This is a genomic window from Hydrogenophaga sp. (assembly GCF_051007235.1).
Taxonomy (GTDB): Bacteria; Pseudomonadota; Gammaproteobacteria; order Burkholderiales; family Burkholderiaceae_C; genus Hydrogenophaga.
In genome coordinates this window covers 1-9,421 of record NZ_JBPCSJ010000077.1, presented here as the reverse complement: position 1 = coordinate 9,421, position 9,421 = coordinate 1, and the positions used below count along the sequence as shown (strand labels likewise).

Annotated in this window: 16 protein-coding genes and 1 pseudogene; all 17 read right to left on the bottom strand. The window is 63.5% G+C overall.

Annotated elements, in window-relative coordinates:
- Positions 1–44 precede the first annotated feature (44 nt).
- Positions 45–215 (bottom strand): annotated as a pseudogene (gene rpsK, locus ACR2JA_RS02645) (30S ribosomal protein S11); the annotation flags it as partial.
- Between the two features lie 17 nt (positions 216–232).
- On the bottom strand, positions 233–598 hold the full coding sequence (gene rpsM, locus ACR2JA_RS02640; RefSeq protein WP_310567164.1) for a 30S ribosomal protein S13: 366 nt from the start codon (positions 596–598) through the stop codon (positions 233–235).
- A 23-nt stretch (positions 599–621) separates the two neighbouring features.
- On the bottom strand, positions 622–735 hold the full coding sequence (gene rpmJ, locus ACR2JA_RS02635; RefSeq protein WP_066157211.1) for a 50S ribosomal protein L36: 114 nt from the start codon (positions 733–735) through the stop codon (positions 622–624).
- Positions 736–776: 41 nt separating this feature from the next.
- Positions 777–995, bottom strand: a complete 219-nt coding sequence (gene infA / locus ACR2JA_RS02630; protein ID WP_009514918.1) for a translation initiation factor IF-1 — start codon at positions 993–995, stop codon at positions 777–779.
- A gap of 16 nt (positions 996–1,011) precedes the next feature.
- A complete protein-coding gene (gene secY / locus ACR2JA_RS02625) occupies positions 1,012–2,319 on the bottom strand; it encodes a preprotein translocase subunit SecY (protein WP_434007574.1) in 1,308 nt (435 codons plus the stop codon).
- A 26-nt stretch (positions 2,320–2,345) separates the two neighbouring features.
- Positions 2,346–2,777, bottom strand: coding sequence for a 50S ribosomal protein L15 (gene rplO, locus ACR2JA_RS02620; RefSeq protein WP_434007573.1), 432 nt, complete (start codon positions 2,775–2,777; stop codon positions 2,346–2,348).
- Between the two features lie 28 nt (positions 2,778–2,805).
- Positions 2,806–2,988, bottom strand: coding sequence for a 50S ribosomal protein L30 (gene rpmD / locus ACR2JA_RS02615; RefSeq protein WP_434007572.1), 183 nt, complete (start codon positions 2,986–2,988; stop codon positions 2,806–2,808).
- Positions 2,989–2,999: 11 nt separating this feature from the next.
- On the bottom strand, positions 3,000–3,518 hold the full coding sequence (gene rpsE, locus ACR2JA_RS02610; RefSeq protein WP_310567161.1) for a 30S ribosomal protein S5: 519 nt from the start codon (positions 3,516–3,518) through the stop codon (positions 3,000–3,002).
- A gap of 18 nt (positions 3,519–3,536) precedes the next feature.
- Positions 3,537–3,902 carry a 50S ribosomal protein L18 gene (rplR, locus tag ACR2JA_RS02605; protein ID WP_434007571.1) on the bottom strand — a complete coding sequence of 122 codons (366 nt, stop codon included), beginning with the start codon at positions 3,900–3,902 and terminating at the stop codon, positions 3,537–3,539.
- A gap of 11 nt (positions 3,903–3,913) precedes the next feature.
- Positions 3,914–4,447, bottom strand: coding sequence for a 50S ribosomal protein L6 (gene rplF / locus ACR2JA_RS02600; RefSeq protein WP_434007570.1), 534 nt, complete (start codon positions 4,445–4,447; stop codon positions 3,914–3,916).
- Positions 4,448–4,471: 24 nt separating this feature from the next.
- Positions 4,472–4,867 carry a 30S ribosomal protein S8 gene (gene rpsH / locus ACR2JA_RS02595; protein ID WP_434007569.1) on the bottom strand — a complete coding sequence of 132 codons (396 nt, stop codon included), beginning with the start codon at positions 4,865–4,867 and terminating at the stop codon, positions 4,472–4,474.
- An 18-nt stretch (positions 4,868–4,885) separates the two neighbouring features.
- Positions 4,886–5,191, bottom strand: a complete 306-nt coding sequence (gene rpsN, locus ACR2JA_RS02590) for a 30S ribosomal protein S14 (RefSeq protein ID WP_434007568.1) — start codon at positions 5,189–5,191, stop codon at positions 4,886–4,888.
- Positions 5,192–5,199: 8 nt separating this feature from the next.
- Positions 5,200–5,739: a 50S ribosomal protein L5 gene (rplE, locus tag ACR2JA_RS02585; protein WP_434007567.1), complete on the bottom strand. Its 540-nt coding sequence runs from the start codon at positions 5,737–5,739 to the stop codon at positions 5,200–5,202.
- Positions 5,740–5,741: 2 nt separating this feature from the next.
- Positions 5,742–6,062: a 50S ribosomal protein L24 gene (gene rplX / locus ACR2JA_RS02580; protein WP_310567155.1), complete on the bottom strand. Its 321-nt coding sequence runs from the start codon at positions 6,060–6,062 to the stop codon at positions 5,742–5,744.
- A 9-nt stretch (positions 6,063–6,071) separates the two neighbouring features.
- Positions 6,072–6,440 carry a 50S ribosomal protein L14 gene (rplN, locus tag ACR2JA_RS02575; protein ID WP_009514936.1) on the bottom strand — a complete coding sequence of 123 codons (369 nt, stop codon included), beginning with the start codon at positions 6,438–6,440 and terminating at the stop codon, positions 6,072–6,074.
- 193 nt (positions 6,441–6,633) lie between these two features.
- Complete coding sequence (locus ACR2JA_RS02570) at positions 6,634–8,226, bottom strand: FAD-dependent oxidoreductase (RefSeq protein WP_434007566.1); 1,593 nt, start codon at positions 8,224–8,226, stop codon at positions 6,634–6,636.
- Between the two features lie 25 nt (positions 8,227–8,251).
- Positions 8,252–9,421: FGGY family carbohydrate kinase (locus tag ACR2JA_RS02565; RefSeq protein ID WP_434007565.1), on the bottom strand; the 1,170-nt coding region annotated here is incomplete at its 5' end.

The following is a 9,421-nucleotide window of genomic DNA, read 5'->3' as shown; positions in this document are numbered from 1 at the left end:
GAAGCCACTTGGGCTGCGAAAGGGGTGGACTTGCGTGAGCCCTAGAAACCTTGACCACCTGACGACGCCCATGACAAAGCATTGCCCTGGCGGTCAGTGATGGTGATGATGGTGTTGTTGAACGACGCGTGCACGTGAGCAATGCCGTCGGCAATGTTCTTGCGAACCTTTTTGCGGACGCGTGCGGATGCCGAGCTGGAAGGAGCTTTAGCCATGTTTCTCTTTCAACCGATTATTTCTTGAGCGACTGCGCGGCCTTGCGCGGACCTTTGCGGGTGCGGGCGTTGGTCTTGGTGCGCTGACCACGGACCGGCAGACCACGGCGGTGACGGAAACCACGGTAGCAACCGATGTCCATCAAACGCTTGATGTTCATGGTGGTCTCGCGGCGCAGGTCACCTTCAATGGTGAAGGTGCCGACCTGGTCGCGAACCTTTTCCAGTTCCGCGTCGCTCAGATCCTTGATCTTCTTGGAGTAGTCGATGCCGCAGGCTTCGCAGATCTTGCGAGCGCGGGTGCGACCAATGCCAAAGATAGCCGTCAAGCCGATTTCGGCGTGCTTGTGCGGCGGAATGTTGATACCTGCAATACGAGCCATGTTGCTTCCTCTGAACTTCCGAATCAGCCTTGACGCTGTTTGTGGCGCGGGTCGGTGCAGATGACTCGCACGACGCCCTTGCGCTTGATGATCTTACAGTTGCGGCACATTTTTTTGACCGACGCCGAAACTCTCATAGTCTTCTCCTAAATATTCCAAACATTCAACCACTGACTTGTCATTTCGCGCGGAACACGATCCGCGCCCTGGTCAAGTCGTAGGGCGTGAGCTCCACTTTGACCTTGTCTCCCGGAAGTATGCGGATGTAGTGCATCCTCATCTTTCCGGAAATGTGGCCCAACACCACATGTCCGTTTTCCAACTTGACCCGGAACGTTGCGTTGGGGAGGTTTTCGACCACCTCACCCTGCATCTCGATCACATCGTCTTTGGCCATGCGACAGACCCGCTGTTCAGGATTTGAAGCTGGCCTTTTTCAACAGCGATTCGTACTGCTGGGACATCATGTAGTTCTGCACTTGGGCCATGAAGTCCATCGTGACAACCACGATGATCAGCAGTGAGGTACCGCCGAAGTAGAACGGCACGTTGTACTTCAGGATCAGGAACTCCGGCAGCAAACACACCGCCGTGATGTAGATCGCACCAGCCAACGTCAGGCGCAGCAGGATCTTGTCAATGTAGCGGGCCGTCTGATCGCCAGGACGAATACCCGGGATGAAAGCACCACTCTTCTTCAGGTTGTCGGCGGTCTCTCGGCTGTTGAACACGAGCGCCGTGTAGAAGAAGCAGAAAAACACGATGGCCGCGGCGTACAGCGCCACGTAGATCGGCTGACCAGGCGACAAAGCCGAAGCGATGTCGCGCAGCCAACGGGTCGAATCACCAGTGCTCACCCAGCTGACGATGGTGGTCGGCAACAGGATGATGGACGAGGCAAAGATCGGAGGGATCACACCGGCCATGTTCAGCTTCAGCGGCAGGTGCGACGACTGCCCGCCATACACCTTGTTGCCCACCTGACGGCGTGCGTAGTTCACCAGGATCTTGCGCTGACCGCGTTCGACGAACACCACGAAGTAGGTCACCAGAACCACCAGCGCGATGATGAAGAGCGACACCAGGATGTTCATGGCGCCGGTGCGAACCAACTCCAGCAAGCCTCCGATGGCGTTCGGCAAACCCGCAGCGATACCGGCAAAGATCATGATCGAGATCCCGTTGCCCAGACCGCGCTCGGTGATCTGCTCACCCAGCCACATCAGGAACATGGTGCCTGCCACCAGGCTGACCACCGCGGTCACGCGGAAGCCCATGCCCGGCGCAATCACCAAGCCGGCCTGACCTTCCAGTGCCAGGGCGATGCCCATGGCCTGAAAGATCGCCAGACCCAGGGTGCCGTAACGCGTGTAAGCGGTGATCTTGCGGCGGCCAGCTTCGCCTTCCTTCTTCAACTGCTCGAAGGTCGGGACGACATACGTCATCAGCTGCATGATGATCGACGCCGAGATGTACGGCATGATCCCCAATGCAAATACCGTGAAACGCGACAGCGCCCCACCCGAGAACATGTTGAACAGGCTGAGGATGCCACCGGCCTGACCCTTGAACAGCTGTGCAAGCTGAGCAGGATCGATGCCGGGCACAGGAATGTGCGCACCGATGCGGTAAACCACCAAGGCCAGCAACAGAAAGACCAGCCGGCGACGCAGGTCGCCGAACTTGCCCGTCTTGGCCAGGGTCGTGGAGCCAGTAGCCACAGATTGCCTTCTGCTTGCGATCTGGATCAGGCCAGCGAGCCGCCGGCGGCTTCGATGGCAGCCTTGGCAGCGGCGGTGGCGCCGATGTTCTTGAGCGTGACCGCACGGGCGATCTCACCGGTCTTGACCACCTTGACGCGCTTGGCGAGCTGGGCCACGAGGCCGGCTTGCTTGAGCACCAGGATGTCGATCTCGGCGGCGTCCACCGTGTTCAGGTCGGCCAGCGTCACTTCAGCGTTGAACTGCAGTTGAGCCGACTTGAAACCACGCTTGGGCAAGCGGCGCTGCAGTGGCATCTGACCGCCTTCGAAGCCGACTTTGTGGTAGCCGCCAGAGCGCGATTTTTGACCCTTGTGGCCGCGACCGGCGGTCTTGCCCAGGCCGGAGCCGATGCCACGACCGACGCGACGCTTGGCGTGCTTGGCGCCCGCTGCGGGTTGAATGGTGTTGAGTTCCATGACGAATGAGTCCTCTTCGGTCGGGTGCTTACAGCACCTTCACCAGGTAGGCGATCTTGTTGATCATGCCGCGCACGGCGGGCGTGTCCTGCAGTTCGCTCACGCTGTTGAGCTTGCGCAGACCGAGGCCACGAACGGTGTCGCGGTGCGATTGCTTGGTGCCGATCGGGCTGCGCACCAGTTGAACCTTGACGGTGGTTTGAGTGGTCATGATCGTTCCCATCAGCCCAGGATCTCTTCGACCGACTTGCCGCGCTTGGCGGCCACATCGGCGGGAGTCGTGGAGTTCTTCAGTGCGTCCAGCGTGGCGCGCACCAGGTTGTACGGGTTGCTCGAGCCGTGGCTCTTGGCTACGACGTCGGTGATGCCCAACACTTCGAACACGGCGCGCATCGGGCCGCCAGCGATGATGCCGGTACCCTTGGAGGCGGGCAGCATCATGACGTTGGAGGCGCCGTGCTCACCATGCACCGCGTGGTGCAGGGACCCGCTCTTGAGCGACACCTTGATCATGTTGCGGCGGGCCTGCTCCATGGCCTTTTGCACGGCCACAGGCACTTCGCGGGCTTTGCCCTTGCCCATGCCGACGCGGCCATCGCCATCACCGACCACGGTCAGCGCAGCGAAACCGAGGATACGACCACCCTTGACCACCTTGGTCACGCGGTTGATCGCGATCATCTTCTCGCGCAGGCCGTCGTCGTTCGCTTCGTTCTTTACATTAGCCGTAAATTTAGCCATTTTGTGTATCCCGCTTGATCAGAACTGCAGACCGGCTTCGCGAGCCGCGTCGGCGAGGGCTTTCACACGGCCGTGATAGGCAAAACCGGAGCGGTCGAACGCGACCTTCTCGATGCCGGCGGCCTTGGCCTTTTCGGCGATGCGCTTGCCGATCAGTGCGGCAGCAGCGGTGTTGCCACCTTTGCCAGCTGCACCGATCTGGGCGCGCACTTCGGCTTCGGCCGTGGAGGCCGCTGCCAGCACCTTGGAACCGTCGCCAGAAATGACGCTGGCGTAGATGTGCAGGTTGGTGCGGTTCACGGTCAGGCGAACGGCGCCTTGCTGCGCAATGCGGATGCGCGTCTGACGGGCCCGGCGGAGACGTTGCTCTTTTTTGGTCAACATGATCCTGGTCCTTACTTCTTCTTGGTTTCCTTGATCACGACCTTCTCATCCGAATAACGGATGCCCTTGCCCTTGTAGGGCTCGGGAGGGCGCACGGCGCGCACTTCGGAAGCGATCTGGCCCACGCGCTGACGGTCAGCGCCCTTGATGATGACTTCGGTCGGCGTCGGGGTTTCGACCTTGATGCCCGCGGGCATTTCGATCTCGACCGGGTGCGAGTAACCGACGTTCAGGTTGAGCTTGGTGCCCTGAGCCTGGGCCTTGTAGCCCACGCCGATCAGGGACAGCTTCTTCTCGAAGCCCTTGCTCACGCCGTTGACCATGTTGTTCACCAGCTGACGCATGGTGCCCGACATGGCGTTGGCTTCGCGAGACTCGTTCACCGGGGTGAACGACAGCGTGCCAGCGTTGTTCTCGACCTTGACCAGCGCGCTTTGCGCCAGGGCCAGGGCACCCAGGGCACCCTTGACGTTGATCAAGTCGTCTTTGACAGCCACTTCGACCCCAGCGGGGACGGCGACCGGTTGCTTACCAATACGTGACATTTCAGTTGCTCCTCAATGCCCGCATCAGGCGACGTAGCACAGCACTTCGCCACCGACGCCGGTAGCACGCGCTTTGCGATCGGTCATCACACCCTGGGGGGTGGTGACGATGGCCACGCCCAGACCGTTCTGGACCTGGGGCAGAGCATCACGGCCGCGGTAGATACGCAGGCCAGGCTTGCTCACGCGCTCGATGCGCTCGATCACGGGACGACCGGCGTAGTACTTCAAGGCGATCTGGAGTTCGCTCTTGCCGCCTTCGTTGGTCACCTTGAAACCGTCGATGTAACCCTCGTCCTTCAGGACTTGGGCAATCGCGGCCTTGACTTTGGATGCCGGCATCGACACGGTGGCCTTTTCGACCATCTGCGCGTTGCGGATGCGGGTCAACATGTCGGCGATAGGATCACTCATGCTCATTTGTGGTTCTCCTAGGGCTTACCAGCTGGCTTTGGTGATGCCGGGGATCTCGCCGGCAAACGCCATTTCGCGGACCTTGGCACGGGCCAGGCCGAAGTAGGCAAAGGTGCCACGCGGACGACCGGTGATCTCGCAGCGGTTGCGCTGGCGGGTCGGGTTCGCGTTGCGGGGCAGCTTCTGCAGCGCCTGACGTGCGGCGTCGCGAGCTTCGTCGCTTTGCTTGGCGTCGTTGGCGGTTGCCTTCAGCTCGGTGTATTTCTTCGCGAACTTGGCGGCGAGTTTCTCGCGCTTGATTTCGCGTTGGAGTAGTGCTTGTTTAGCCACGCGCCACCTCAGTTCTTGAACGGGAAACGGAAACCAGCCAGCAGAGCCTTGCACTCTTCGTCGTTCTTGGCGGTTGTCGTGATGCTGATGTTCAGGCCGCGCAGGGCATCGACCTTGTCGTACTCGATCTCGGGGAAGATGATCTGTTCTTTGACGCCGATGTTGTAGTTGCCACGGCCGTCAAAAGCCTTGCCCGAGATACCACGGAAGTCGCGCACACGGGGCAGGGCCACGGTGACGAAACGGTCCAGGAATTCGTACATGCGGGCGCCGCGCAGGGTCACCATGCAGCCGATGGGCTGCTGCTCACGGATCTTGAAACCCGCGATGGCCTTCTTGGCCTTGGTCACCACCGGCTTCTGGCCAGCAATCTTGGTCAGGTCGCCCACGGCGTTGTCCATGACCTTCTTGTCGGCCACAGCCTCGCTCACACCCATGTTCAGGGTGATTTTGGTGATGCGCGGCACTTCCATGGCGGACTTGTAGCCGAACTTCTCGATCAGGCTAGGCGCGACTTTGTCGCGGTAGATTTCAGCAAAGCGTGTCATGTTCAGGCCACCTTGATTTCTTCGCCGCTGGACTTGAAGACGCGCACTTTCTTGCCGTCGGCCAGGAGCTTGATGCCCACGCGATCAGCCTTGCCCGTGGCGCCATTGAAGATGGCGACGTTGGACTGGTGGATCGGCATGGTCTTTTCCACGATGCCGCCGGTCACACCCTTCATGGGGTTGGGCTTGGCGTGCTTCTTGACGATGTTCACGCCTTCGACGACCAGCTTGCTGTCGTCGGCACGGCTGACGACCTTGCCGCGCTTGCCTTTGTCGCGGCCTGCGATCACGATGACTTCGTCACCACTACGAATCTTGTTCATGATGATTCCTCAGAGAACCTCGGGCGCCAGGGACACGATCTTCATGAACTTCTCGGTACGCAGTTCACGCGTGACCGGGCCGAAGATGCGGGTGCCGATGGGCTCCAGCTTGGCGTTGAGCAGCACGGCGGCGTTGCCGTCGAACTTGATCAGGGCGCCGTCCTGACGACGGATGCCCTTGGCGGTGCGAACCACCACAGCGTTGTACACCTCGCCTTTTTTGACGCGGCCACGGGGCGCTGCTTCCTTGATGCTGACTTTGATGACATCGCCCACGCTGGCATAGCGGCGCTTGGAGCCGCCCAGCACCTTGATGCACATCACGGACTTGGCACCCGTGTTGTCAGCAACATCGAGTCGAGATTGCGTTTGGATCATTTGATTTAAGTCCCAACTTGAATCCTGCCAGCCACCACGGCCGGAAGTGATCAGTCTTGGGCCCGTCGTAGCCGAATGAGCAGCCTGCTGGCCAGTCTCACCCCGCGTCGGTTGGGCAGATAACTTCGCTTTTTTTACAGCGAAGCCGCAGATTATTGCACTACTTCAGCGGCGTGTCAACACCCGCGATCGATCAATCGCGTGGCGCCGGCGGCAGATAACGACGGCACAGTTGCAGGAAGGTGTCCAGCGCCGGATCGGCGATACCTTCTTCTCGCAGGATGTCCGAGACCGCAGGCGCCATGGCAGCCGCAGCCTTTGCGTCGAGGAACAGGGCGCGCCAACGGCGCGCGAGGACATCTTCGATAGTGAGCGCATGCTCACTTCTGACCGCGTGCCGCACCATGGCTTCGGTCAGTCCCATCCCGAGCCCACGGTCGGCGCCGGGGCATTGCAAGACCTTGGAGGATTCCGACCCGTACAGGTGCAAGCCCGGTGGCTCGTGAAGCGGCACCGCGGGCGATCCAGGATCGGGCGTGCCCAGCAGCAGGTGGCGTTCGCTCAGCCCGCCCTCGCGCCTGGGCAACAGGCCGCTGGAAAAACAGCGGTCCAGCACATCCTCGGCCATGGCGCGGTAGGTTGTCCACTTGCCGCCGGTGACCGTGACGAGGCCGTTGCCATCGACCACGATGGTGTGTTCACGGGAGAGCACCTTGGTCCCGCTTTGCGTGCTCGCTGGTGGCGCCCCCAGCGGCCGCAAACCCACCCAGATACTGCGGATGTCTTCGTGGCGCACGGGGCGCCGCAGCACCCGCCCCGCTACACCCAGGATGAAGGCCAGTTCCTCGTCGAAGGCCTGGGGCTCCCGCGGCAGGTCCTGGCGCGGCGTGTCGGTGGTGCCCAGAATGAGTTTGCCCAGCCAGGGCACAGCGAACAGCACCCGTCCGTCGCGCGTCTTGGGAATCAGGAGGGCGTGGTCGCCCGGCATGAATTCGCGGTCCACCACGACGTGCACACCCTGACTCGGGCTGACCATCCGCTCGGGCGCAGGCCCTTCGCGGTGGGCGCCGGCCCGCAGGTCGTCGACCCAGACGCCGGTGGCGTTGACCACACAGCGGGCCTGCAGCCGGTGGGCCACGCCGTCCAGACGGTCCTGCAGGTCGACATCGGTCCAGGCGTCGGGGGCGTCCGACCGGCGCCGGATGCCCGTGACCTGCACGTAGTTGAGCACCCGGGCGCCCACTGCCTCGGCGCTGCGCGCGAGCGTGAGGGCCAACCGGGCGTCGTCAAACTGGCCGTCCCAGTAGCGCACACCGCCTTGCAAGCCGGCCGGGTCGGCGCCCGGCAGCGCAGCGAGGGTTTCGGAACGGGAGAGAAAAGCGGTGCGACCGAGACCGGCGCGGCCGGCCATCAGGTCGTACAGCTTGAGGCCCATGCCGTAGAAGGGTGTCTGCCACCAGTGGTAGGACGGCATCACGAACGGCAGGGGTTGCGCCAGGTGGGGCGCGATGCGCAGCACCGTGGCGCGTTCGGCCAGCGCTTCGCGCACCAGGGCGATGTTGCCCTGCGCCAGGTAACGCACGCCACCGTGCAACAGCTTGGTGGAACGGGACGAGGTGCCGCCGGCGAAGTCGTGCGAGTCGAACAGGGCGACGGAAAAGCCGCGCAAGGCGGCGTCCAGCGCCACGCCGAGGCCAGTGGCACCGCCGCCGACAACCGCCAGATCGACCGCCGACGTGGCCGAGAGCCTTGCCCAGCGGGCGGCCCGCGCGGAGGGACCGGTCATGGGCGTGGCATCCATGGCCAAGGGGTCATGTTGCCCAACCCCGCGAACGCTCCACCGCCTGCGCCCAGCGGGCACGCAGGGCCTGGCGCCGGTCGGCGCCCCAGGCAGGTTCGAACACCCGGTCCACTTGCCACAGTGCCGCCAGCTCATCGGTGTCACGCCAGACGCCCGCCGCCAGCCCGGCCAGGTAGGCCGCGCCCAGCACCGTGGTTTCGGTGATGCGCGGGCGCACCACGGGCACGCCCAGTGCATCGGCCTGCAACTGCATGAGCAGGTTGTTGGCGCTGGCGCCGCCGTCCACGCGCAACTCCCGCAGCGGTACGCCAGCGTCGGCGGTCATGGCGTCGAACACTTCGGCGCTCTGCAGGGCAATGGCGTCCAGCGCAGCGCGGGCGATGTGGGCACGGGTGGTGCCGCGCGTCATGCCCAGCAGGGCGGCGCGGGCATGGCCGTCCCAGTGCGGCGCGCCCAGGCCGGTGAAAGCGGGGACCAGGCACACGTCGCCACTGTCGGGCACGCTGGCGGCCAGCGCTTCGACCTCGCCAGCACTCTGGATGATCTGCAGCCCGTCGCGCAGCCACTGCACGGTGGCGCCGGCCATGAACACCGAGCCTTCCAGGCAGTGCACCGGCGGCTGCCCGTCCAGCGCCCAGCCCACCGTGGCCAGCAGCCGGTGGCGCGAGGCCGCCGGTGCGGCGCCGGCGTTCATGAGCATGAAGCAGCCCGTGCCGTACGTGTTCTTGGCCATGCCCGGCCGGTGGCAGGCCTGGCCGAAGGTGGCGGCCTGCTGGTCGCCCGCCACCCCGGCGATGGGGATGGATGCCCCGAAAAGGGCCGGATCGCAGGCCCCGAAATCGCCGCTGCTGGGTCGCACCTCGGGCAGCAGCGGGCGCGGGATGTTGAACAGCGCCAGCAGCTCTTCGTCCCACGCCTGCGTGTGCCGGTTGAACAGCAGCGTGCGGCTGGCGTTGCTGGGGTCGGTGGCGTGCACACGGCCGCCGGTCAGGCGCCAGACCAGCCAGCTGTCCACCGTGCCGAAGGCCAGTTCGCCTCGCTCGGCCCGTGCCCGGGCGCCCGGGACGTGATCCAGCAGCCAGGTCAGCTTGGTGGCCGAGAAATAGGCGTCGAGCACCAGCCCGGTCTTGTGCTGCACCAGGGCTTCGTGCCCCGCCGCCCGCAGCGCGTCGCAGGCGGC

Coding starts and splice junctions, on each gene's coding strand:
- rpsM (WP_310567164.1), bottom strand. CDS start 598: ATGGCTCGTATTGCAGGTATCAACATTCCGCCGCACAAGCACGCCGAA.
- rpmJ (WP_066157211.1), bottom strand. CDS start 735: ATGAGAGTTTCGGCGTCGGTCAAAAAAATGTGCCGCAACTGTAAGATC.
- infA (WP_009514918.1), bottom strand. CDS start 995: ATGGCCAAAGACGATGTGATCGAGATGCAGGGTGAGGTGGTCGAAAAC.
- rplO (WP_434007573.1), bottom strand. CDS start 2,777: ATGGAACTCAACACCATTCAACCCGCAGCGGGCGCCAAGCACGCCAAG.
- rpmD (WP_434007572.1), bottom strand. CDS start 2,988: ATGACCACTCAAACCACCGTCAAGGTTCAACTGGTGCGCAGCCCGATC.
- rpsE (WP_310567161.1), bottom strand. CDS start 3,518: ATGGCTAAATTTACGGCTAATGTAAAGAACGAAGCGAACGACGACGGC.
- rplR (WP_434007571.1), bottom strand. CDS start 3,902: ATGTTGACCAAAAAAGAGCAACGTCTCCGCCGGGCCCGTCAGACGCGC.
- rplF (WP_434007570.1), bottom strand. CDS start 4,447: ATGTCACGTATTGGTAAGCAACCGGTCGCCGTCCCCGCTGGGGTCGAA.
- rpsH (WP_434007569.1), bottom strand. CDS start 4,867: ATGAGCATGAGTGATCCTATCGCCGACATGTTGACCCGCATCCGCAAC.
- rplE (WP_434007567.1), bottom strand. CDS start 5,739: ATGACACGCTTTGCTGAAATCTACCGCGACAAAGTCGCGCCTAGCCTG.
- rplX (WP_310567155.1), bottom strand. CDS start 6,062: ATGAACAAGATTCGTAGTGGTGACGAAGTCATCGTGATCGCAGGCCGC.
- rplN (WP_009514936.1), bottom strand. CDS start 6,440: ATGATCCAAACGCAATCTCGACTCGATGTTGCTGACAACACGGGTGCC.
- ACR2JA_RS02570 (WP_434007566.1), bottom strand. CDS start 8,226: ATGACCGGTCCCTCCGCGCGGGCCGCCCGCTGGGCAAGGCTCTCGGCC.